The organism is Streptomyces celluloflavus, assembly GCA_000720995.1.
Lineage (GTDB): Bacteria > Actinomycetota > Actinomycetes > Streptomycetales > Streptomycetaceae > Streptomyces > Streptomyces celluloflavus.
Genome location: JOEL01000001.1, coordinates 272,432 through 295,368 on the forward strand (window position 1 = coordinate 272,432; position 22,937 = coordinate 295,368).

At 71.7% G+C, this 22,937-nt stretch carries 23 protein-coding genes; 11 read left to right on the top strand and 12 right to left on the bottom strand.

Annotation, left to right across the window (positions count from 1 at the left end):
- Positions 1-245 precede the first annotated feature (245 nt).
- Positions 246-2,240 carry an ABC transporter ATP-binding protein gene (locus IH09_RS01005; protein WP_052853278.1) on the top strand — a complete coding sequence of 665 codons (1,995 nt, stop codon included), beginning with the start codon at positions 246-248 and terminating at the stop codon, positions 2,238-2,240.
- 160 nt (positions 2,241-2,400) lie between these two features.
- Here the strand turns inward: IH09_RS01005 and IH09_RS01010 are convergent, their stop codons facing one another.
- The gene (locus tag IH09_RS01010; protein WP_052853279.1) at positions 2,401-3,117 is read right to left on the bottom strand and encodes a chitinase; all 717 of its coding nucleotides are present in this window, start codon (positions 3,115-3,117) and stop codon (positions 2,401-2,403) included.
- 347 nt (positions 3,118-3,464) lie between these two features.
- Positions 3,465-4,016, bottom strand: coding sequence for a GNAT family N-acetyltransferase (locus tag IH09_RS01015; RefSeq protein WP_052853280.1), 552 nt, complete (start codon positions 4,014-4,016; stop codon positions 3,465-3,467).
- A gap of 67 nt (positions 4,017-4,083) precedes the next feature.
- Between IH09_RS01015 and IH09_RS01020 the strand changes: the two genes are divergently transcribed.
- From IH09_RS01020 to IH09_RS01030, 3 genes are all read left to right on the top strand, one after another.
- Positions 4,084-4,704, top strand: a complete 621-nt coding sequence (locus tag IH09_RS01020; protein ID WP_094792814.1) for a TetR/AcrR family transcriptional regulator — start codon at positions 4,084-4,086, stop codon at positions 4,702-4,704.
- 425 nt (positions 4,705-5,129) lie between these two features.
- Positions 5,130-5,786 (top strand): uridine kinase family protein, encoded by a 657-nt coding sequence (locus tag IH09_RS01025; protein WP_110951976.1) that lies wholly within the window; start codon positions 5,130-5,132, stop codon positions 5,784-5,786.
- Positions 5,787-5,938: 152 nt separating this feature from the next.
- Complete coding sequence (locus IH09_RS01030) at positions 5,939-6,874, top strand: polysaccharide lyase (protein WP_190233172.1); 936 nt, start codon at positions 5,939-5,941, stop codon at positions 6,872-6,874.
- Positions 6,875-6,935: 61 nt separating this feature from the next.
- Here the strand turns inward: IH09_RS01030 and IH09_RS01035 are convergent, their stop codons facing one another.
- The gene (locus IH09_RS01035) at positions 6,936-7,664 is read right to left on the bottom strand and encodes a class I SAM-dependent methyltransferase (protein WP_052853282.1); all 729 of its coding nucleotides are present in this window, start codon (positions 7,662-7,664) and stop codon (positions 6,936-6,938) included.
- A gap of 469 nt (positions 7,665-8,133) precedes the next feature.
- Positions 8,134-10,917 carry a magnesium-translocating P-type ATPase gene (mgtA, locus tag IH09_RS01040; RefSeq protein ID WP_110951977.1) on the bottom strand — a complete coding sequence of 928 codons (2,784 nt, stop codon included), beginning with the start codon at positions 10,915-10,917 and terminating at the stop codon, positions 8,134-8,136.
- A gap of 595 nt (positions 10,918-11,512) precedes the next feature.
- Here mgtA and IH09_RS01045 point away from each other — a divergent pair.
- The 3 genes from IH09_RS01045 (at position 11,513) to IH09_RS01055 (ending at position 12,605) form a co-directional block, all read left to right on the top strand.
- Entirely contained in the window at positions 11,513-11,842 is a 330-nt protein-coding gene (locus IH09_RS01045; protein ID WP_052853283.1) for a hypothetical protein, read from the top strand.
- Between the two features lie 32 nt (positions 11,843-11,874).
- A complete protein-coding gene (locus IH09_RS01050) occupies positions 11,875-12,147 on the top strand; it encodes a hypothetical protein (RefSeq protein ID WP_052853284.1) in 273 nt (90 codons plus the stop codon).
- 266 nt (positions 12,148-12,413) lie between these two features.
- The gene (locus IH09_RS01055; protein WP_052853285.1) at positions 12,414-12,605 is read left to right on the top strand and encodes a DUF1059 domain-containing protein; all 192 of its coding nucleotides are present in this window, start codon (positions 12,414-12,416) and stop codon (positions 12,603-12,605) included.
- A 230-nt stretch (positions 12,606-12,835) separates the two neighbouring features.
- On the opposite strand, the gene IH09_RS01060 is transcribed toward IH09_RS01055, so the two are convergent.
- Entirely contained in the window at positions 12,836-13,786 is a 951-nt protein-coding gene (locus tag IH09_RS01060) for an MBL fold metallo-hydrolase (protein ID WP_052853286.1), read from the bottom strand.
- A gap of 127 nt (positions 13,787-13,913) precedes the next feature.
- Between IH09_RS01060 and IH09_RS01065 the strand changes: the two genes are divergently transcribed.
- The 3 genes from IH09_RS01065 to IH09_RS01075 all read left to right on the top strand — a co-directional run bounded on the left by IH09_RS01065 (position 13,914) and on the right by IH09_RS01075 (position 16,200).
- Positions 13,914-14,135, top strand: a complete 222-nt coding sequence (locus IH09_RS01065; RefSeq protein ID WP_052853287.1) for a hypothetical protein — start codon at positions 13,914-13,916, stop codon at positions 14,133-14,135.
- The gene (locus IH09_RS01070) at positions 14,122-15,519 is read left to right on the top strand and encodes an amidase (protein WP_052853288.1); all 1,398 of its coding nucleotides are present in this window, start codon (positions 14,122-14,124) and stop codon (positions 15,517-15,519) included. The genes IH09_RS01065 and IH09_RS01070 overlap by 14 nt, the downstream gene beginning before the upstream one ends.
- Positions 15,520-15,627: 108 nt before the next feature.
- The gene (locus tag IH09_RS01075) at positions 15,628-16,200 is read left to right on the top strand and encodes a TetR/AcrR family transcriptional regulator (protein ID WP_052853430.1); all 573 of its coding nucleotides are present in this window, start codon (positions 15,628-15,630) and stop codon (positions 16,198-16,200) included.
- Between the two features lie 37 nt (positions 16,201-16,237).
- On the opposite strand, the gene IH09_RS01080 is transcribed toward IH09_RS01075, so the two are convergent.
- The 7 genes from IH09_RS01080 to IH09_RS01110 form a co-directional block, all read right to left on the bottom strand.
- Complete coding sequence (locus tag IH09_RS01080) at positions 16,238-16,492, bottom strand: hypothetical protein (protein ID WP_190233173.1); 255 nt, start codon at positions 16,490-16,492, stop codon at positions 16,238-16,240.
- A gap of 129 nt (positions 16,493-16,621) precedes the next feature.
- Entirely contained in the window at positions 16,622-17,920 is a 1,299-nt protein-coding gene (locus IH09_RS01085; protein WP_110951978.1) for a thiolase family protein, read from the bottom strand.
- Positions 17,874-19,448, bottom strand: coding sequence for an AMP-binding protein (locus IH09_RS01090; protein WP_052853290.1), 1,575 nt, complete (start codon positions 19,446-19,448; stop codon positions 17,874-17,876). The genes IH09_RS01085 and IH09_RS01090 overlap by 47 nt, the downstream gene beginning before the upstream one ends.
- 6 nt (positions 19,449-19,454) lie before the next feature.
- A complete protein-coding gene (locus tag IH09_RS01095; protein WP_110951979.1) occupies positions 19,455-20,012 on the bottom strand; it encodes a biotin transporter BioY in 558 nt (185 codons plus the stop codon).
- A 20-nt stretch (positions 20,013-20,032) separates the two neighbouring features.
- On the bottom strand, positions 20,033-20,683 hold the full coding sequence (locus IH09_RS01100) for an energy-coupling factor transporter transmembrane component T family protein (protein WP_240150963.1): 651 nt from the start codon (positions 20,681-20,683) through the stop codon (positions 20,033-20,035).
- Positions 20,684-20,685: 2 nt separating this feature from the next.
- Positions 20,686-21,363, bottom strand: coding sequence for an energy-coupling factor ABC transporter ATP-binding protein (locus IH09_RS01105; protein WP_052853293.1), 678 nt, complete (start codon positions 21,361-21,363; stop codon positions 20,686-20,688).
- Positions 21,364-21,365: 2 nt separating this feature from the next.
- Positions 21,366-21,812: an acyl-CoA thioesterase gene (locus IH09_RS01110; protein ID WP_052853294.1), complete on the bottom strand. Its 447-nt coding sequence runs from the start codon at positions 21,810-21,812 to the stop codon at positions 21,366-21,368.
- 105 nt (positions 21,813-21,917) lie between these two features.
- Between IH09_RS01110 and IH09_RS01115 the strand changes: the two genes are divergently transcribed.
- The gene (locus tag IH09_RS01115; RefSeq protein WP_052853295.1) at positions 21,918-22,919 is read left to right on the top strand and encodes a zinc-dependent alcohol dehydrogenase family protein; all 1,002 of its coding nucleotides are present in this window, start codon (positions 21,918-21,920) and stop codon (positions 22,917-22,919) included.
- The last annotated feature ends 18 nt before the right edge of the window (positions 22,920-22,937 follow it).

Below are 22,937 nucleotides of genomic sequence, written 5' to 3' on the forward strand. Positions count from 1 at the left end.
CCCGGCCGTCGCGGTGACCGGCAGTTGCCGGACCGCGACGTCTTCCGCGAGATTCCTGCGCCGCCCCATCACCCCATCCACTCATCGCCTCGTCGCCTGCTCGTGCGCCGACGCGTGCGTCGGCCGCGCCTGCTGCTTCCACCGAACCGCCTGGAGGCCGTTATCTCCGTGGACACCGATCAACCCGGCACCGCCCCAACGGACTTCGCGAACCCGCCCGTCTCCACCGTCCCGGCGAGGCGGGTATGAGGTTCTGGCGGCGCCCGGCGCCGCGCCCGCTGCCCGTATCGCAGACCGAGAAGCTCCTCTTCGGCGGTGCCCTGCGCTACGACCTGCCCTTCACCCGGCACGAGAGGCCGTTGCTGCGCATGGGGTTCTGGGCCATGGCCCGCCAGTTCCCGGCCATGGCCGCCGTCGTGGGCCGCGCCGCCTGGCAGGTCGATCCCCGGGCCCTGCTGACGCTGCTGGGGGCCGAGCTGGGGCAGGGCCTGACCCGGGCCTTCGGCCTGGTCGCCACCAACAGCGCCCTGGTGGCGCTCTTCGCCGCCGGCCCCACCGCGGACCGGCTGCGGCAGGCCCTGCCCGCGATTCTCGCGGTGAGCGCGGTGGCCGGTGCGGGCGCGCTGCTCTCCGCCGTGTCGGTGGGCGCCTCCGGCCGGCTGGAACCGCAGGTGGAACGGGTGTGCACGGCCCGGTTCTACGCCGGAGCCGTACGCATCGAGCTGGCCGCGCTGGAGGACAAGGACATCCACCGCACGCTGGCCGCCGGACGGTTCGGCACCGACTCCATCCGCGTCATGCTCGGCTCCTCCATCACCGTCGTCAACGCCCTGATCGGCCTTGTCGCCTCGGCCGGAGTGCTGTTCCTGCTGCACCCGCTGCTGGTGGCCATGCTCGTGCTGATCGCCGCCCCCAAGGCGTGGGGCGCGGTGTTCACGGCCCGTCGGCGGTACGCGTCCCGGCAGGCGTGGCTCGAACACCGCCGGGCGATCGGCATCATCAGCAACGAGATCACCCGGGAGCAGCCCGCCGCGGAGATCCGGGTGCACGGCGCCGGACAACTGCTCGTCGACGCCTACACCGATATGTCCATCACGATGGAGGGCGAGCAACGGCGGCTGGCCCGCGCCCAGGCGACCACCCAGACCGTCGCCTCCGCACTCTCGGGCGCCGCCGCGCTCGCCGCGTACGCGGTGCTCTGGCTCCTGCTGACCTCCGGCGGGATGGCGCTGGCCGTCGCCGGCACCGCGGTCATCGCCGTCCGCGCGGCCGGCGCGAGCCTGACGGGGCTGGTCACCCAGGTCAACCGCCTCTTCGAAGAGACCCTGTACCTCAAGGATCTGGACGGCGCCTGCGAGCTGGCCGAGCGGCACGCCCTGCCCACCGGCGGCGTGGCGCTGCCCCGGCCGCTGGCGGAGATCCGGCTGGAGAACGTCTCCTTCACCTACCCGGGCGCGGAGACACCCGCACTGCACGAGGTCAGCCTGACCATCCCGCAGGGCAAGGTCATCGCCCTCGTCGGCCGCAACGGCTCGGGCAAGAGCACCCTGTCCAAACTCGTCGCCGGACTGTATCTGCCGTCGGACGGCACGATCCGGTGGAACGGCGTCGATGTGCGCGCCGCCGACCGGCAGGAGCTGTTCGACCAGGTCGGCCTCCTCGGGCAGGACTTCCCCCGCTGGCCGATGACGGCCGCGGCCAATGTCCACATCGGCCGCAGCGCCCGACCCTTCGACCAGTCACGCGTGGAAAAGGCCGTCACCGAGGCCGACGCCGATGAGGTCATCGCCGCCCTGCCGCACGGCTGGCAGAGCCTGGTGATGAAGGGCTTCGAGCGCGGTACGCAGCTCTCCGGAGGGCAGTGGCAGCGCCTGGGCAGCGCCCGCGCCCGCTACCGGCAGGCGCCCCTGCTGATCGTCGACGAGCCCACCGCCGCCCTCGACCCGGACGCCGAGATCGAGGCATTCGAGGCCCTGCGTTCCCTCGCCGACCACGGCACCACGGTATTGCTGATCACCCACCGCCTGGCGGCGACGGCCAACGCCGACCACATCTACACCCTCGATCACGGCCGGCTCATCGAGCAGGGCACCCACTCCGATCTCATGGCCCTGGAGGGAGGCAGCTACCGGCGCATGTACGAACGGCAGGCGGCCCAGTTCGCCATCACGCCCCACCGTGCGGCCGTGCCCCGGCCCGACCGGCACCACGACACGGCCGCCCCACCCGCCTACGGCTGACGCGGGACCGTGGCCGCCGTACAGCGCGTCCGCGCGGTCTGCGACGGCTCGAAGTCCGACGGGGCGGGCATCGGTCGGTCCGGCCCTGGCGACGTGCCTACGGCGGTGGGCGGTGCGGGAGGTCGCCCCCCGCACCGCCCGGTTCCGGCAGCGGCGGAGATCAGCAGGACAAGTTGCCGCCGGCGTCGGTGCCGAGGACGCCGACGAACTTCTCGTAGAGGTTGATGCGGTCCTGGCGCTCGTTCGGGTTCTTGCCGTTGCACTCCAGGGCGCCGTTGATGCTCCGGATCGTCTCACCGAAGCCCTTGTTGTTGACCATCGCGTCGTGCGGGGTCATGGTGCCGGCGCCCTTCTGGGTGTTCCAGAACCACAGGCCGGTCTTCCACGAGACGGCGGCGTCCTTTTCCACCTTGTACGGGTCGTGCAGCAGGTCGATGCCCAGGGCGTCACCGGCCGCCTTGTAGTTGTAGTTCCAGCTCAACTGGAGCGGGCCGCGCCCGTAGTAGGCGCTCTCCCCGGCCGGACAGTCGTAGGACTTCGATTTGTCGCAGTAGTGACTGTAGTTGCTGGTGTTCTGCTCGACGATGTACTTCAGACCGCCGGTCTCGTGGCTGACGTTGGCGAGGAAGGCCGCCGCCTCCCGCTTCTTGGTCGTCTCGCTGCCGGTGGTGGCGAAGCCGGGGTAGGCGCTCAACGCGTCGGTCAGGCCCTTGTAGGTGTAGAAGGCGTTGCGGCTCGGGAACATCTTGTCGAACTGGGACTGGCTGACGACGAACGCGGCGGAGGGGGCCTCGGCACCGGTGGCGGCCGTGGCGGACAGCTGCGGGGACAGCGCGAACAGGCTCACGGCGACGGCTATGACGCGACGTACGGACATTCTCCAACTCCTTCTACGACAAGGACGAACCCCGGAGAGCGGCCGATCCGGACGGACCGGCGCTCCGAAGTAAGGAAGAAATAAGCGTCTCGCGTATTTTTCGGGATATTAACGGCAATGGAGCTAAACCACTCTTTCGATACCGGAGCGGGGCGGTTCCGGCGGTGAGGTTCTGGCGAAGCGTCAGAAAAAGTTGGCGTCGGGCGGCGTGGTGCCGAGCCGCTGCTGGTTGCATCCCGGCGCACTGGCAAGAAGCGCCGACGTAAGGCGGGCGGCCGACTACCGGCGGGGGTCGCGCCATGCCTGCCTTGTCTGCCGCCGCTGTGGCCGCGTGGCGGTGCCGGAGGTCACTGGCGAGGTGATCGCCATTCGGAGGCGAGGATCCCCCAGATCTGCTTGTCGTGGCGGGTACCGCCGTAGGGCCAGTACTCGCGCCGTACGCCCTCAAGTGTCATTCCGAGCCGCTCGGCCACCGCGGAGCTGCGCGCGTTGTCGGCCCGGCAGTGCCACTCGGCGCGGTGCATCCCCCGGGAGGCGAACGCCCAGTCCAGCAAGGTGCGGCACGCCTCGGTGATCAGGCCGTGGCCCTCGGCGGCCGGTTCCAGCCAGCAACCGATCTCGCAGGAACCCCAGGTGGAGTCGAAGTCCACGAACAGCACGCCGCCGACCAGCGTGCCGTCGAGCCAGATGCCGTAGAGGCGGGCGCCGTCCGCGGCCTGGCGCTCGGCGTACCGGCGCAGTGTGGCCCGCGCCCCGTCGAGATCGTCGGTGACGAACGCCGGCCCGACCCACGGCCGGATGTGTTCGCGAGCCCGGTCGAGATGGGTGGCGAATTCCTCGGCGTGCCATACCTCAAGGGGGCGGAGGCGGGCGTTGTCCCGCAGCGGAAGGGAGAACATGATGACCTCGCAGTGACAGCACTCAAGCATTTACACAACAAGCGTTACGGTTATGTACCGTAGCAGCATGCCACGTACCAAGGGTGACCACGAGGCCCGTCGTCGGGACGTCTCCGAGGCGGTCTGGCGGGTGTTGGCCGCGCACGGCTTCGGCGGACTGACCCTGCGCGCCGTCGCCGCCGAGCTCGACGCGACCACCGGCCTGCTGACCCACTACTTCCCCGCCAAACGCGACCTGGTTGCGCACGCCCTCGACCTGCTCGAACGGCGAACCGCCGCCCGCCCCCGGCGCCCGGCCGGGAAAGGCGTGTCCGCCGTGCGGGCCGCGCTGCTGGACGTCCTGCCGCTGACCGCCGAGGCCACCGACAGCAACCGGATCTGGGTGTCCTCCTGGGACACCGCGCTCGCCGACCCCGCACTGAGCGGCGACTACGCCCGCAAGTACGCGCAGAGCCGCGACAAGCTCCGCGAGCTGGTCGCCGCAGCCCAGCAACTCGGCGAACTGCCCGCCGGAGACCCGGCGCGCATCGCGGCCGGCGCCCAGTCCTTCGTCCTCGGCCTGGTGGTACAGGCCCTGTTCGACCCCGCGGCGTTCCCACTGCACCACCAGGTCGAACTCCTTGACGACTACCTGGCCACACTGGCCTCCCCGCCCTCATCGAGCGGCGATCACGTGGCTCCTGCCTGACAGCTGATAGCCGACAGTTGACGGCCGGGCGTTTTCAGTGGAGTTGGGCGGGACTCGTGTCCCTTCCGTCAGGAGTCCGCATGCCGGCCAACGGGCTGTCATGAGTACGTAGTTGGCCTCGCCGTATGCCGATGTCGAACTCGCCGTCGCGTCCGGCGGGCCGTTCGGCCGGGGATGGCTTGCGCCCGAAGGGTCGGCGATTCCGGGAGGCCGGCTCCGGCGGAGTCAGCTGGCCGGTCGGCGTCCTGGTCACAAGTGCGCGTGCTACGGCTTCCTGGCCCGCGACGCCGCCGACGCCCTGGAGCGGTGGGTATCTCGTGGATCGCCCCCGTGCTCCTCCTCGCGATGTGAACCCGTCGGGCCGCACCCCCGTATGCGATCCTCGGTTCGTCGCGGAGGCGGGACGGGCGGGGAAGGTGGACCGGATGCTGGTGACGCTGACCGGAGGGGCCGGTGCCGGGAAGACGACGCTGGCGACCGCACTGGCGGCCACGGCCTCCCGGGCCCCCGTGCGGGTCTTCCACGGCGACGACTACTACTTCGGCACCCCCGAGCGCGGGGTGTGGATGCCGGATGAGGCCGGGGTGCCGCGGCTGGATGTCGGCGATCCCCGCTCGATGGACCTCGGGCGTCTCGGTCACGATGTGGACGCCGCGCTGACCGCCACCTCCGTCGTCATCGTCGACGGCCTGTTCGCCCGCCGTGTCACCCTGACGGCGCCGTGCCCGCGCTTCGACGTCTTCGTCGACCTGCCGGCCGACCTCCGCCTGGCCCGGAAGATCCAGCGCAAGTGCCTGCGGGACGGCTTCCCCCTCGACGTCCTCCTGCGGAACTACCTGAACCACCGGCGCACGGCTCACGAGAAGTACGTCGAACCCGTACGCCACGACTGCGACTTGATCGTTGACGGAGGCGCCGCCGCCGACGTGCTGGCCCGGCGGATCTGGACAGAGGCGACGGGCAAGGGACTCACCCGCCACGCCGATTCCGGTCAGCAGCCGGGAACTGCGCCGCAGCCCGAAGCGTGCGCCGCTCCCGACGGCCGGCAGGTTGTTCGCGCTCCCCGGACGACGGCGCGCTGAACCACAGGCGTCCGGCACCCCGTACCCCTGGACGCCCGGAACCCCCCCCGCGCTAATCTCACCCAGCCGTATTCACGGATGTACTGAATGTTCATGTTGATGAACGTCGGTACGGACAGATCCGCTCACCCCCCTGAGCTCCGAGGAGTGCGATGTCTGTTTCCTTCCGCCGCCGTGTCACGGGGGAGCGTCGCCGCTCCGGCCGTGGCTCGCTCCTGGCCGCCTGCGGTGCTCTGGCCTGTGCCGGTGTGGTGGGCGTCGGTCTGCTGGGCGCGGCCCCCGATGGGCCTGTCGCCCCCGCCGCCTCCGGGGTCGACGCCGCCTTCGGGTCCGGTCCCTGGAGCGGGCAGTTCTCCGGCTACGGGTCCGGCGCCTGGAAGAAGTCCTGGGGTGTGGCCTCCTCGGGTGCCTGGGGTTCGTCCCAGCTCAAGGGCGTCAAGGATGCCTCCGTCCCGGGTGACGGTTCCGCGCTCCAGGTCACCTACGGTGCGGGCTCGTCGGCGAACTCCTGCTCCGACTGCCCCAATCCGGGCGGCGGGCAGTTCTACACCCAGCTCGGCGCGATCGGCCGGAGCGACCTGGCCAAGTCCGCCACACTGGACCTGAAGTACGGGCTCAAGCTCCCCGCCGGCTTCGATTTCGGCAAGGGCGGCAAGTTGCCGGGCCTGTACGGCGGCAAGATCGGTGCGGAGTCCGGCGGCAACCACGGCCGCGGCTGGTCCACCCGCTATATGTTCCGCGCCAAGTCCCACCCCGACGACGGCGAGGTCTACCTCTACACGCCCACCAATTCCGGCCCCACCGGCTACGGCGTCGACGTGGGCCTGGGGTCCTGGCGGTGGCTCGCCGACGGCGGCTGGCACACCGTCGAGCAGCTGGTGAACCGGACCACCGGCGACGTCACCGTCTGGTACGACGGCAAGCAGGCCCTCGTCGCCAAGGGCACCGCTTCCGGTATCTCCGGTATCGACTTCGGCGGTGTCTTCTTCTCCACCTTCTTCGGCGGCCATGACACCAGTTGGGGTCCGAAGAAGACGGAGCGGGCGGAGTTCGCGGACTTCTCGCTGTCCGCCTCGGTCCAGCACTGAGACCGCCGCGGGTAGCCGCGATGGCTACGGGGCGGGCGCACCCGCCCCGTAGCGATCATGCCTACCCGCGGCGGAAGAGCGCCGTCCACAGGAACGGTTCGCCGAAATAGGGCGACTCGGGCGGTTCGTCGCGCATGCGGCGCAGCTCGATCTCCGTCAGGTCGGAGAAGATCCAGCGCAGGGACTCCGGTGTGTAGGCGAGGCCGCCGTGGAGGCGGGCCCGGCGGTAGAAGGCCGGGTCGGGGAGTTCGGATCCCATCGCTCCCGACGCGAAGCAGGTGAGGGCGAGATGGCCGCCGGGGGACAGGACCTGTTCCACAAGGGCGAGATAGCTGATGCGGCGGTGGGGCGGCAGGTGGTGGAAACAGCCCGAGTCGTAGATCAGGTCGTACGGGCCGCCCAGTTCGGTCGCGGTGAGGTCGAAGATGTCGCCGCAGTGGAACTGGATGTCGGCGCCGGCCTCGCGGGCGCGCTCCCCGGCCCAGCCGATGGCCGCCGGGGAGAGGTCGACGGCGTCCACCCGGAACCCCAGGGACGCCAGATGGAGAGCGTTGCGGCCCGGACCGCAGCCCAGATCGAGGGCCCGGCCTGGAGCGAGCAGGCTTCGGTCGAGGTACGAGACCAGGTTCTCGTCCGGCTTCGCCACGAAGAACGGCACCGGTCTGGAGCGGTCGGTGTAGAAGTCGTCCCACCAGGTGGCCGCACCGGCCGTCCAGCGGTCGGCCTCCGGCGCGAACAGGCCGTCCAGGAGCCGCAGCACATCATCGACCGTGCGGATGTTCCGGTCCATCAAGTCCCCTTTCCCGATGCGGGGACGGTACGGCTGAACGAGGTGAAAGACCAGGTCAGGCCCTGTCGGGCAAGGGGCACAGGGAGGGGTGGAGAGGTCCGGACGGGGATGGGCGGGCCCTCACCCGCGACCCTGCCCACGCGGGCGGCCACGCCCCCGTCGAAGGCTGTCAGCGGGGCATTCCGGGCGGCGCTCAGGCAGGTTTCGGGGGCGATTCCGATCCGGGGGGAGAGGGATTGGGTCCCGCGACCGGCCGTGCCGCGTTCCGGGGGAGAGACGGGGCTTCTCCCGCGTACAACTCCGCGAAGCGTAGAGGCGTAGAGGCGTGGCCCGGCCACGCGCAGAATGACGGAGGCGGAACGACCGGAGACCCCGACACGGCCCCAGCCCGCCAGCCACACCGCCGGTGGGCCGGTCCCGAGGACCAACCCACCGGCGGTGTCCGCGTACGCGGTGCGTACCGCGGGCTCTACAGCCAGCTGTGGTAGCGGCGGATGTACCAGGTCTTCACGACCTGGGTGAGCGCGCAGTAGGCGAGGAGCGTCCCGATCAGCCACGGGAAGTAGCTCATCGGCAGCGGCTCCATCGACAGCGCCGGTGCCAGCGGTGAGAACGGCAGGAAGATGCCGAATGCCATGATCGCGCCGGTGAGCAGCAGCACCGGCAGCGAGGCCCGGGACTGGATGAAGGGGATCTTCTGGGTGCGGATCATGTGCACGATCAGCGTCTGGGAGAGCAGTCCCTCGATGAACCAGCCGGACTGGAACAGGGTCTGCTCCGCGCCGGTGTTCGCGCTGAACACATGCCACATCACCAGGAAGGTGGTGATGTCGAAGATCGAGCTGATCGGACCGATACGGATCATGAACCGGCCGATGCCCCTGGCGTCCCAGGTCCGCGGCTTGCGCAGATACTCCTTGTCCATCCGGTCCCAGGGGATGGACAGCTGCGAGATGTCGTAGCAGAGGTTCTGCACCAGCAGGTGGATGGCGAGCATCGGCTGGAAGGGGATGAAGGCCGAGGCGATCAGCACCGAGAAGACGTTCCCGAAGTTCGAGGAGGCCGTCATCTTGATGTACTTGATGGTGTTGCCGAAGGTCTGACGCCCCATCAGGACGCCCTGCTCCAGGACGGTCAGGTCCTTCTCCAGCAGGATGATGTCCGCGGACTCCTTGGCGATGTCGACCGCGGTGTCCACCGAGATGCCGACGTCGGCCTCGCGCAGCGCCGCGGCGTCGTTGATGCCGTCGCCGAGGAACCCGACGGTGTGCCCGTCCGCCTTGAGGGCGCGCACGATCCGGGCCTTCTGGACGGGGTTGACCTTGGCGAACACCGAGGTCGTACGGGCCAGTTGGATCAGCTGCACATCGTCGAGGCCGTCGATCCGGGCGCCGGTGACGACGCTGCCCACATCGATGCCCACATCGGCGCAGACCCGGGCGGCGACCAGCTCGTTGTCGCCCGTGATGACCTTGACGGCCACCCCGTTGTCGGCGAGCGCCTTCAGCGCCTCGGCCGCGTCCTGCTTCGGCGGGTCGAGGAAGGCGAGGAAGCCGACCAGGGTCAGCTCGGCCTCGTCCCGTACGGAGTAGGCGTCGCGCAGGGCGGGCATCGTGCGGGTCGCGACGGCCAGCACCCGCAGCCCCTCGCGGTTGTGGTTCTCGCTGACCATCGTGGCGTGCGCGCGCAGCTGCTCGGTGAGCGGGACGCGCTCGCCGCGGTCCACCATGTGCGTGCACAGGTCGAGGACCTCCTCCACCGCGCCCTTGGTGATCAGTACGTGCTCCTGGACGCCGGCCGCGGCACCGCCGAACTCGTTGCGGCGCAGGACCACGGACATCCGCCGGCGGGCGAAGTCGAAGGGGATCTCGTCGACCATGGTGAAGCGGGTGTCGACGACAACCTCTTCGGCCTCGTCCACGCGGTCGATGACCGCCTGGTCCATGAGGTTGCGCAGCCCGGTCTGGAAGTGGCTGTTGAGGTAGGCGTATTCGAGGACCTCGTTGTCCTCCTTGCCGTGGACGTCGAGGTAGCGGTCCAGGACGATCCGGTCCTCGGTGAGGGTGCCGGTCTTGTCCGTGCACAGCACGTCCATACCGCCCAGATTCTGGATGGCGTTGAGCTGCTTGACGACGACCTTGTGCTTGGACATCGCGACCGCGCCGCGCGCCAGGTTCGCGGAGACCACCATCGGCAGCATCTCGGGGGTCAGCCCGACCGCGACGGAGATCGCGAAGAGGAACGCCTCGTCCCAGTCGCCCTTGGTGAAGCCGTTGACGGCGAACACGACCGGGACCATGACCAGCATGAAGCGGATCAGCAGGAAACTGACCTTCTTCACGCCGATGTCGAAGCTGGTCTGCGGACGGTTGCCGACCAGCGCCCCGGCCATCGACCCGAAGTAGGTGTCGGCGCCGGTGGCCACGACCACGCCGGTTGCGGTACCCGAGGTCACGGACGTGCCCATCAGGCAGAGGTTGTCGGCCTCGACCGGGTCGCCGGTCTCGTGCTGGCCGAGGTCATCGGCGCGGGTGTCGGCCTTGGTGACCGGCAGCGACTCGCCGGACAGGGCGGCCTGACTGACCATCAAGTCCTTGGCCGTGAGCAGCCGCAGGTCGGCGGGGACCATATCGCCGGCCGCGAGCCGGACCAGGTCACCGGGGACGACCTGCTCCATCGGGACTTCTTCGGTCGTCGCCTTGGAACCGGTGTCGTCACGGCGCTGTACCGCGGTGGTCGTGGTCACCAGCGCCTTGAGCGCCTCGGCGGACTTGGTGGAGCGGAACTCCTGCCAGAAGCGGAGCAGTCCGCTGACGCCGATCATCACGGAGAGGATGACGACGCCGGGGTCCGCCGGGTCCTGCCAGTACATCACCGCCGCCAGCACGATCAGCACGGCGATGAACGGATTCCAGAAGGATTTGACCAGCTGGGCCGTCCAGTGCGGCGGCTTCTCGTGCACCACGGTGTTGTTGCCGTGGCGCACCAGACGCTCACAGACCTGGTCCTTGCGCAGCCCCCGGTGGCTCGCTTCGAGCGTCTGGAGGACTTCGCGGGCCGGCTGCGCGCTGAACTGGGCGAGCCGCGCGCCCACTTCGCGGGTACGGGTCTCCAGCTCGGCGGCCTTGCGCTCGCGGCGGGAGCGGGCGGGTGCGACAGGGGTGTCGTGATTTTCGGGGGTCTCGTGGTTCTTGTGGTTCCGGTTGTTGTCGCCCGGCGGAGCCAGGCGTACCGATGGGATCTGCTTGTTCATGGCAAACCTCCCTCCGTGCGAACGGGCATGGCGAAGCACGCCCCGCGCACAGAGATGATTTCGGGCAGGCCGAAGGAGCGGCCGGCACCAGAAGGAAAAGGGAAAGAATGGCGGTGGGTGCCGCCGGGTGAATCACCTGGGAGAGCAGCCCTCAGAAACCCGGGAAAGGGCAGGGCGTATCGCTGATGCGATCAGCGAGCGGAGACGCTGCGGCCAGGGAAACCGTCGGGACTCGGACTCGGACTCATCCCGAACACCTCCTCGGGTCGCGGCGGAATGATGCGGCCAGGCATGGCCGCGATTAGTGAGTCATATGCGCGGTGAAGTGTCAACCGGGGATAAGTGGCAGCCGTCGCCCTCGAAGCCTTTAGGGACTTTAGTCCCTCGTGATCGGGACGTCCGGCTGTTGAGCGGCGGGAATATACGTCTACCGTCAATGGCGAGAAGCGTTCCGCATGCCCCTGGGAAGGAGGTGTGATCGATGGATCACAGTCCGAGTTGCCGACAACTCACGCACTGCACCCTTTCACCCCTTCCCGGTACGCGCTGACGCATTCCGCGCACTCCGCGTGCCGCCCCTCCCCGGGAGGCCGCCATGAGCCGTACATCCCCTCAGCAGCAACTGCCGCTGCCCACCCTCTGTCTCGTCGTGAACGGGATCCCCACCACCTATCTGCTGGAAGATCCCGGCACCGGGCCGTATGCCGCGTCCCTGCCGGACGGAGCCGTCTACGATCTGCGCATCCACGCCGCCTGGGTGCTCGCCCGGCAGGGCCATCGCACCTCCTGGCTGGCCACCCATCTCGGCCTGCCGCGCCCCGTGGCCCGCGCGATCGTCACCACGGCCCGCCCCACCCCGGGGCCGCCCCGCCTGCCGGCCGACCGCGCGTTCGGCCTCAACTACTTTTCCCCCTGGGGCGGTTGAGCCGCCCCTCGCAGAACTCAGGAGGTAGCGCCATGGCGTTCATCACCTTCTTCCACCGTCCGTCCCTCCGACTCGCGCGCCGCGAGGCGGCAGCCGTGCGCGCGCACCGCGTCTGGCGCCGCCTGGCCGACGCCCCGGTGACCGCCAACCCCGTATCGCAGGCCCTGAACGACCGCGCCGGCCGCCGTCGCCCCGTCGCCCCGCCGCGCTCGGATGCGTCCCGCCGGGCCGCCCCGCGTCCGGAACGTCGGCGCGATCCCGCCGAGGACCAGCCGGCCGATCGGCCACTTCCGGCCCTGCTGTGACCGGGCGCAGCGGCAGCCGCCGCAGACGGCCGGCCGCTGGAGCCCGCCGGCGGCACGCGTCCGTCCGGACGCGATGACTCCGGGGGCTGGAGAGCTATGGGGATCGCGGTGTGCGGTCCCCGACGGGAGCCCGGCCTCGGGCTTCCCTCTCCGGCCCGCGAGGAGGATCATGGAAAGCGACATATATCCGCATCTGCCCCGCCTTCCTGCCCGTGCACCCCTCGGGCGGCAAGGCCGGCAGTCATCGCCATCGCGGAGGCGCGACCATGCGTAAGGTCATGGACTGCAGGGACTACCCCAGTGAATCGCACTGCTCCCTGACCATCGCGGGTGAGGAAGAGGAAGTCATGCAGGCGGCCGCCCAGCACGCCGTCGCCGTGCACGGCCACCAGGACACTTCTGAGTTCCGCACCACGCTGCGCGGCATGCTGAAGGACGAGGTGCCGCAGCACGCCTGATCTCCAGGACTCACGACCCGAGGATGTAATTGGCGCGGTTTGAGGGTGTCTCGTGTCGGCAGGGGGTCGGCCCGTCGGCGTTCGGGCGGCGAGCGGGGTAAGGGCGGCTGGTCGTGACCACGCACGGTGACGGCCAGTGCACGCCCACCGGGTGAGAGGTGCTCTCCGGACGGCACGTGCATCGGGCGAGGAGCGTGCGCGGGGCGCCCCCTCGGTAGGGCGACCGGGCTTTACCGGCCAGTGCCGTGCGCCGGCCAGGTCGGTCCGGCAGTGCCGGGGACGGGGGCGAGGCGGTAGTTGTCCCCTTCGGAGACGACGAGGCCGGCGGTCGGGGGTGGGAAGTGGCTGCCCAGGAGCAGGACTTCGGTGTCGGCGAGCGCGGCGAGGAGGTCGCGGCGGCTGCGGGTGGCCTGGGCGGCATCGAAGTCCACGCAACTGGTGATGTTGGGCTGGTGCAGCTGTACGGGGTGGTGGACGCAGTCGCCCGTGACGACGGCCGACCGGCCGCCGCTGCGGAGCTCCACGGCGACCTGACCCGGGGTGTGCCCGGGGGTGGGCAGCAGACGGATGCCGGGGGCCACCTCGGCGCCCGCGTCCGGTACGTCGATCAGGTCGAGCAGACCGGCGTCGCGGACGGGGTGGACGGAGTCGCGGAACATCTGCCGACGGGGCCCGTCCAGGTCCGTTCCCGCCCAGTGGTCCCATTCGGCGCGGGACGTCAGGTACCGGGCGTTAGGGAAGGTGGGGACCCAAGTCCCGCCGTCGTCACGGGTGTTCCAGCCGACGTGGTCGGTGTGCAGATGGGTCAGGATGACCAGGTCGACGCTCTCGGGCGGGAAGCCCGCCCCGGTGAGCCGCCGGAGATACGCGGTGTCCAGGTGGTGCCAGGCCGGGTTGGCCCGGGTCTTGCCGTTGCCGATCCCGGTGTCGATCAGGACGCGCAGGCCGTTCGCCTCGACGGCGAAGCTGTGGCTGGACAGATGCAGCACACCGGTGGGGCCGGCGAAGTGCGGCCGGAGCCACGGGGCGCCGCCCACGGTGCCGGGGGTGGCGGCGGGCAGCAGCCAGGGGCCGGTCTGCGGTGGGAGCGCCGCTTCGTCGATGCGGTGCACGAGCAGATCGCCCACGGCCCAGGTGGGTGCCGGGCCGCCGGAGGCGTGCGGGGGGAGGGGCTGGGTCATGACGTCTCCCGTCATCTAAAGCGGATTCTTTGCGTTAGTGGACGGTATGCCGTAGGGTCCGGTAACGCAAATAAAGAGCTTTTAGGGGTGTGTGCCGCACACCCCTACGTGGCGAAGGGACGCACCGATGACCACCGCAGATCTCTCCCCGCAGGAGGTGGCCCGCCAGGCCCTGCGGGCCGGCATCCCCCTGGAGGCGGAGCGGCTCGACCTGGTGACCGCCACGGCGAACCACATCCGGCGCGTCATCGGCACCCTGCGCGCGCTGGACCTCGACGAGACCGCTCCGGCCGCGGTGTACGACGCCGCTCACCTCGTGGGGGAGGGGCGGAACGATGCGGCCGTATGAGCTGTCGCTCGCCGACGCGGCGCAGGCGATCGCGTCCGGGGAACTCTCGCCGGTGGAACTGACCGACTCCGTCCTGGCGCGGATCGAGGCGGTGGAGGGGAGCCTGGGCGCCTTCGTCGCGGTCTTCGCGGACGCCGCGCGGCAGGCGGCCGGGCAGGCGGAACGGGACATCGCGGCCGGCGCCCACCGCGGTCCGCTGCACGGTATCCCGATGGGCCTCAAGGACCTCATCGACGTCCAGGGGCTGCCGACCACGGCCAGTTCCCGGGTGCGCGAGCACCACACGGCCCGCCGGGACAGTACGGTCGCGGCGCGGCTCCGGGACGCCGGGGCCATCCTGCTGGGCAAGACCCACACCCATGAGTTCGCCTACGGGCTGACGACCCCGCAGACCGGCAACGCATGGGCTCCCGAGCGGGTGGCCGGCGGGTCCAGCGGCGGATCGGCGGTGGCCGTCGCGGCGGGTGAGGCGACCTTCGCCCTGGGGACGGACACCGGCGGCTCGATCCGGGTCCCCTCGGCGCTGAACGGCGTCCTGGGGCTCAAACCCACCTATGGGCTCGTCTCCCGGCGCGGTGTGACGCCCTTGTCCTGGTCCCTGGACCACGTCGGCCCGATCACCCGTACCGCGCGGGACGCCGAACTTGTACTCGCCGCCCTCGTCGGGCCTGATCCGGGCGGCCCGGCCTCGCCGTACGTGCCGCCGTCCGGCCGCCCGCACCGCACCGGCGGGGATCTCACCGGGCTGCGCGTCGGCGTCCCCCGCAACCACTTCTTCGACCGGGTCGCGCCCGAGGTGGCGAAGGCCGTCCGCGGCGCCCTCGCCGACCTGGCCGGACTCGGGGCCGTGCTCGTGGACATCGACATCCCGATGGCCGAGTACCTCCAGGCCACCCAATGGGGGCTCATGGTGCCCGAGGCCACCGCCTACCACCAGCGGACGCTGCGCTCGTCCCCCGAGCTGTACGGCCCCGACGTGCGCGTCCTGCTGGAAGCCGGCGAACTCGTACCGACGGGCGACTATCTGCGCGCCCAGCGTTCCCGCACCCTCATGCGGCGGGCGTGGGCGCGGCTGTTCGACGAGGTCGACATCATCGCCGCGCCGACGGTGACCTCCACGGCCGCCCGCCGCGATCAGCAGACGGTGCGCTGGCCGGACGGATCCGAGGAGAGCGTGTCCGACAGCTACGTCAGGCTGTCGGCGCCGGCGAACATCACGGGCCTGCCGTCGCTCTCCCTGCCCGTCGGCCTCGACGGTGCGGGGCTGCCGATCGGCATGCAGCTCATCGGCGGACCGTTCGCCGAAGCCGCGCTGCTGAGCACCGGACGGATCTACGAGGAGGCCAGGGGAGCCGCCCCGCGCCTGGCCCCCGTCGCCGCGTGACCCGGCACCGGCCCCGGCGCCTCCCCGCCCCGGCCGGGCGCGCCAGGGGAGGCAGGGAGGTGCCGGGGCCGCCGGGCCGAGCAATTAATTCGCGTTAAGATGCTGGGTATGAGCCCAAGAGCAGCGGCCCGCCCCGGAGGGCGCAGCGCCCGCGTTCAGCAATCGGTGCACACGGCGGTGCGCGAACTCCAGGCCGAACACGGCCGCGACGATCTCACCGTCCCGCAGATCGCCGCGCGCGCCGGCGTCACCCCGTCGACGGTCTACCGCCGCTGGGGGAGCCTGAGCGAACTGCTGTCGGACGTCGCGGTGGAGCGGCTGCGCCCGGAAGCACAGCCGGCCGACCACGGGAATCTGCGCGAGGACCTGGAGCACTGGGCCGCCGACTTCCTGGAGGAGATGTCCTCCCCGCCGGGGCGCTCCTACATCCGCGACGCGCTCTCCGGTGATCCGGACGGCAGCAACGCCGGACAGTGCTCCGGCTACGCCGTCGAACAGGTCACCACCATCCTCCACCGCGCCGCGGAGCGCGGTGAGGACGTGCCGGACACCGACACCGTCATGGACCACATCGTGGCCCCGCTGATGTACCGCATCCTCTTCCGCCCGGGGCTCCTCGACCCGCGCTACGCCCGCGATCTGGTCACCACCGTCTTCTACCGGCTCATGCCGCTGCCGTGACACGGCCGCCCGCCGGCCGACCGCCCCGCCCCCGTCGTCACTCCGGCCGGCCCTGACCGGCGGGCACGCCGCCGTCCAGTCCCGACACGGAGGCAGGGTCCGGTGCGGGCCGGGGTGTCCCCGGCGACGGCACCACCTCCGGTGCGGGGGCCGAGCCGACCACCGGACCGATCGCGCACGACGACGTCGTCACCACGTACCTGACCCGGTGGTCCAGCACCCCGATCAGCGCCGCGCCCGCGGTGAGGGGCAGGGCTGCGCCCGTCCTCCGCAGTGTTGACTGCCCCTGCATCCGGGCAGGGGCGTACAAATGCACCGCGACCACCCTCGGCACCGCGGCGACGGACCACCGGCGCCGGAGATCTGAGGCGGCCCCGCCCGCTCGGGGGCCGGGGCCGCCCCGCCCCCTGACGGCGCCCGCTCAGCCGGTCCCCTGTGCGGAGAAGAGCGCGGTGATGCCCAGGCCGCCGGCGATGCCCAGCATGGCCAGGCCCCGGGCGCCGAGCGGGGTGTCGGCGGCCGGGGCGCGGACGAGCTGGCTGAACAGGCGGGTCACCAGGATCGCGCCGGAGGCGCCGAAGGGGTGGCCGAGGGCGAGGGCGCCGCCGTCGAGGTTGACCCGTTCGTCCGCGATGCCGAGCGCGTCCAGCGAGGCGAGGACCTGGGAGGCGAACGCCTCGTTGAACTCGATGCGTTCGACCGTGGCCGGTACGGGACCCCCGGGACCGGCGCAGCCCGGGACGCCGGCGGCGAGGTCGGGGCGGCGGGCCAGCAGCCGCCGGGTCGAGGCGATCGGACCGGTGCCCAGCAGGTTCGGGTCCACCCCGGCGCTGCTCGCGTCGACGAAACCGAGCACGCGCCGGTGGCCGAGCGCACGGGCCACCGACCGGCTGGTGACCAGGACCATGGCCGCACCGTCGTTCAGCGGACAGGAGTTGCCCGCGGTGACCGTGCCCTCGCCGGGTGCGGCGAAGAGCGGACGCAGGGCGGCCAGCGCGGTCGGCGAGGTGTCGGGGCGCGGGCACTCGTCGGCGGTGACGGTGCCGCGGCCCGTCCGCACCGGGGTGATCTCGGCGGTGAAGCGGCCGTTCTCCCGGGCGTCGACCGCGCGCCGGTGGCTGCGCAGGGCGAACGCGTCCTGCCTGCGGCGGGTGATGCCGTAGTGCCGGGCGACGTTCTCCGCGGCCACCCCCATATCGGGGTCCCCCACCGACTCCGGGGCGAACCGGGCCCGTGCGTAGAACTCCGGGAGGGCACCCGGGCGTGCGGGCTGCCGCACCCGCCAGGGGGCGGTGCTCACACTCTCGCCGCCACCCGCGAGATAGACCTCACCGGCCCCGGCGGCGACCAGTCGGCAGGCGAGGACGATCGCCTCCAGACCGGAGCCGCACTGCCGGTCCACGGTGACGCCGGGGACCTCGGCCGGCAGTCCCGCCTCCAGCGCGGCCAGCCGCGCGAGGTTGCCGCCACCGCCGGCCGCGTTGCCGACGATGACGTCGCAGACCCGCGCGGGCTCGGCGCGGGAGTCGGCCAGCACGTCCCGGATCACGGCCGCGACCAGCTGGTACGCCTCGACCCCGGCCAGCGAGCCGGCCGCCCGGCCGATGGGGGTGCGGCGGGCGGCGACCACCACCGGCTGCCGGTCGTCGGGGAGTTCGCCGGGTCCGGCGGCCTCAGCCACGGGGCCCGTCCGGGAGCGGGACGATCCGTGCGTCGTCATGGGCGATCCACTCCTCGATCCGGCTCCGTGCGATCTTGCCGCTCGATGTCAGCGGCCAGGTGGCAAGCGTGAAGAAACGGCGGGGGACCATATAGCGCGGTAACACGGTGCCGCAGAGTTCGCGTACCGCGGCCTGGCTCAGTCCGTCCGTACCGGGCCCGGAGACGACGGCGACCAGCGCCTGGCCCAGATGGTCGTCGGGTACCGAGGTCACCACCGCCGTGTCGATCCGGGCCAGCCGGACGAGGGCGTTCTCCACCTCGGACGGATAGACGTTCAGGCCCCCGGTGATCACCATGCCGCCGCGGCCGACGAGATGGAGCCGGCCGTCCGCCGTGAGCCGGCCGATGTCCCCGACGGTGGACCAGCCCCCTTCGGTGCGGAAACCGCCCTCGCCCCACACATAGCCGTCGCACACCAGAGGGCTGCGCACATGCACCATGCCTGTCGCGCCGCGCGGTACGGGCACCCCCTCGGCATCGCGGATCTCCAGCGTGACGGAGGGGAAGGCCGTGCCGACATCGCGGGCGGCCGTTGCCGGGCCGGGGGAGCCGACGGTGACGAAGCCGAGTTCCGAGGCGCCGTAGTACTCCCGTATCCGCGCCTCGGGCAGCAGCGCGCCGACGGGCGCGAGCAGCCGCGGGGGGAGCTTGGCGCCGCCGCTGACCACCGCCTTGACGCCGGTGAACCGTCGCGCCGGGCCGTCCGCGGCGCCGCCGGCGGCCGCGCAGAGCGCGCTGAGCATGGTCGGCACCACGATCAGCCGGCGTACGGATGCCGCCGCCAGCAGCCGCAGCACCGCCCCGGCGTCGAACCTGCTCAGCCCGTGGAAGGCCGCCCCGCTCTCCAGGCACTCCGCCAGTGCGTAGAGGCTCAGGCCGTGGGCCAGCGGTCCCGGCGCGAGCGTGGACTGCTCGGCGTCCAGGCCCCAGACCCGTCGGCCTGCGGCGAGGCTGATCCGCCAGGAACCGCGGGTCCGGTGGAAGGCGTGCGGCAGACCGGAGGTCCCGGAGGTGAAGCCGACGAAGAAAGGGGCGGCGTCGTCGCCGGGCAGCAGATGTTCCGCCGGGGCCGCCCCGGACCAGCCGTCCCGCCATCTCTCGTACGTGCCAGGGGTGGTGTCGCCGTCGGCGGTCAGTGTCCGGATGCCGAGGCGGTCTGCCACGGCGTGCAGCGCGTCCTGTCCGGCCGCGAGGACCAGCAGATCGGGGCGGAGCCGGTCCAGTACGGCGGCGGTCTGCTCCGTGCCCCACTGCGGGTCGAGGACGGCGCAGACACCGTCACCCGCGGTCGCACCGGTGAACAGTTCGGCGAAGACCGGGTGGTTGCCCGTGCCGATGGCCAGCAGTCGGGCGCCCGTCGGCAGCCACTCGCGGCGGCCGGCGGGGACGGTCCGCAGTCCGGCCGCCACCGCGGCGGCCCGGTCGGCAAGTTGGCGATGGGTCAGCACCCGCCCGTCCAGGACGAAGGCGGGCTCCTCCTGGCGCGGTCCCGCCGCGGTCCGCGCGACCCGATGTGCCACCGGCATCCGTGCTCACCTCGGTTCGATCGGATAGGAGCGCCGTACGTGGTGCGCGACGGCCGCCGCGACCGCCGCCTTGAGCGTGTCCCCGATCGCGAAGTAGGCGGCGCCGAGGGCGGCCTTCCCGATTCCCAGGCCCGTGGTCATCGACGTCCACGGGACACCGACGGCGTAGACGACGAGGAGTCCGCCGACGAGGCAGGCGGCGAAGTGGGCGGCCAGCGACGTGAGGCGGCCGCCGGCCCGTACCGCGAACCGCTTCACCAGCCACCCGGTGACGAACGCGCCGGGGATCCAGCCCAGCAGATACCCGCCGGTCGGCCCCGGGATCACACCCAGTCCGCCCCGGCCGCCGGAGAGCACCGGCAGTCCGAGCACGGTCAGCAGCACGACCAGGGCGCAGGCACCGGCGCCGCGTACGGGACCCAGCACCGCTCCCGCGAGCATCACGCCCAGCGTCTGCAAGGTGACCGGCACCGGAATGACCGCGATGCTGACCGGTGGGAGCAGCCCCAGCGCGACGATGACCGCGCAGAACAGGGCGATCAGCACCAGGTCCTGAGTGCTCATGGGGCGTCGGGTGCGTACGGTCATCCGGGTGCCTTTCCGCTGAGCCGGTCGTCACGGTCGGGGTGCCGGGAGCGGGCCGGCGGGTAGCAGCGGGCGTCGATGGCGGCCGCGATGTCCTCCGCCGACCTCAGCACCCGGATCACCAGGGGCACGACGAGCGCGAGCGGACTGCCCCGCAGCCCGCGCGCCGCCTGGGCCTCCCGGATCTCCTGGAACTGCTGGAACACCTCCGGGATGAAGCGCAGCGCCAGCGACACGGCGAGCGCGACGGCCGGCGCGTTCACCAGCCCCGCCCGGTCCAGTGGACGCAGCATCACCTCCAGTACGCCCTGGAGTTCGGAGGTCCGGGTGGTGAGGGTGACGCTCAGCGCGGTCAGCAGCAGGATGACCAGACGCAGTCCCACGACGAGCGCCGCGTGCCCCGACTCGCTTAGGGCGGCGACCGCCACCACGGCGGCCAGGACCCACAGCGGGCCGCGCAACTGGCGGGCGAGCTGCTCCCGGGGGGCCCGTACGGTCAGCAGCAGGACCAGTGCGAGGCCGGCGGCCGGGCCGAGCAGCGTCACGGACCTGGTGAGGAACACGGCCACACCGCACAGCAGCAGCACCGCCAGCTTCCACCCGGCCGGGACCCGGTGCAGCGGCGAGGTGCCGGGCACGTACAGGGACATCCTCATGAGTGGTGCGCCACGTACCAGGGGACGGCGGTCCGCGGCGGGCCGTCGTACGCGATGCGGCCCGCGTCGAGGACCAGTACCCGGTCGAAGCCGTCGAGCAGACCGAGGTCGTGGGTCAGGACGACGGCCTGCTGCGGCAGGGCGGCGATCACGGCCCGGAGCCGATTGCGGTTGCGCAGGTCCAGCAGGGTGGTCGGCTCGTCGAACACCACCGTCTCCGGTCGCATGACCAACACCGCGGCCAGCGCGACGAGTTGCTTCTCGCCGCCGCTGAGGGCATGGCTGGGCCGGCCGGCCAGTGCGGCGATGCCGAGATCCGCCAGTTGCTCGCGGACCCGGCCGGGTATCTCCTTACGGGGCACGCCGGTGTTCCGCAGCCCGAAGGCCAGGTCCTCCTCGACGAGGGGCAGGACGATCTGGTTGTCCGGGTTCTGGAAGACGAAGCCCACCCGGCGGCGGATCCGGCGGGCGTCCGTCGCCGTGTCGTCCGCCCCGACCAGGACCGTTCCCGCACTCGGCAGGACCAGACCGTTGAGCAGCCGGGCGAAGGTGCTCTTGCCGGAACCGTTGGCGCCGATCACGCCGATCCGCCGCTCGGTCAGTTCGACGCTGACGGCGTCCAGTACCGTGCGCGGGCCGAACCGTACGGACACACCGTCCAGGGCTATCCGCACGGCTACCGGTCCCCGGTCCCGGGCCGTGGGGCGGCGGGCTCCGGGGCGGGAGGCACGGCGGCGAGGGCGTCGCGGGTCGGCGCGGGCACGGGGCGGGGCCGGCCGGTCTTCTTGTCGACGCAGACCCAGACGACCTCGGCCCGTGCGACCGGCGCCCCGTCCCCGGCGCGTACCACCGCGGCGGAGAAGGTCAGACTGCTGGTGCCGATCCGCCGCACGCCCGCGCTGATGTCCAGGAGGTCGTCGAAGCCCGCCGCACCCTCGTAGCAGAGCTCGATCTTCTTCACGTGGTAGACGACGCCGTGGGAGTCGGCCCGGGGGTCGAAACGATCGGAGAGGCCCGCCTCGCGGAGGAACTCGTTGATCGCGGTCTCCGCGTAGGAGCAGTAGACGCCGTTGTGCACATGACCGTGCATGTCCACATCGGAGAACGGAACTCGCTGCCGCACGAACCCCCCGCTCGCCGTGTAGGGTCACGGGCGGCCCGGGCCCGTGCGCACAGCACCGTACCCAGACCGCCACCACACTGTCACCACCATGTGAGGACTTCGCCGATGTCCCGAAGCCTCCGAGGCATCGTCAGGGAGTTCGGTCCCGCCGCCCAGGTGGTCGGCACGGAGCGCTACGAACCCACCCGGCCGGGGCCCGGACAGGTGGCCGTCCGCATGGTGCTGGCGAGCATCAACCCCTCCGACCTGGTGACCATCTCCGGTGCGTACGCCTCCCGCACCGTGCTGCCGTTCGTGCCCGGTTTCGAAGGCGTCGGGGTGGTCGAGGAGACCGGCCCCGGGGTGCGGGACCTCCGGGCCGGACAGCGGGTGCTCCCGCTCGGCAGCGCGGGCGCCTGGCAGCAGACCAAGGTCACCGACAGCCGGTGGTGCCTGGCCGTCCGACCCGAGCTCACCGACGAACAGGCCGCCACCGCGTACATCAACCCGCTCACCGCGCTGCTGATGACCCGGCACCATGTGCTGGACACCGGGGCCGAGGTGGTCGCGGTCAACGCCGCCGCCTCCGCCATCGGCCGGATGCTGATCCGGATGCTCAACCGGGCGGGGATCCGGCCCATCGCCCTCGTCCGCCGGCCGCACAGCCTGGCGCGGCTCGCCGGCACCGAGCTGACCGCCGCGGTGTGCACCGCCGACCGTCCGGCGGGGGAGGCCCTGCACGAGATCACCCGGGGTCGCGGTCTCGATGTGGCACTGGACGCGGTGGGCGGTACGGAGGGCGCGGAACTCGGCCGCGCGCTGGCCGCCGGCGGCACCCTGGTGCACTACGGCCTGCTCTCCGGACAACCGCTGCCACCGCAGTTGCCGGCCGAGCGGCGCGATGTGCGGATCGTCCTGTTCCGGCTCCGGGACTGGGTGCACACCGTTCAGGCCGAGGCCCCGGACCGGCTCGCCGACGCCCTGGCCGAGGTCTTCGGCCTGGTGCTGGACGGCACGGCCGCCTCGCAGGTGGCGGGCGTGTACCCGCTGTCCGCCGTACGACAGGCGCTGGAGCGGGACGCGGCACCGGGACGGCGGGGGAAGGTGCTGTTGCGCCTCACCGAGTGAACGGCCGGCCACCGGCGG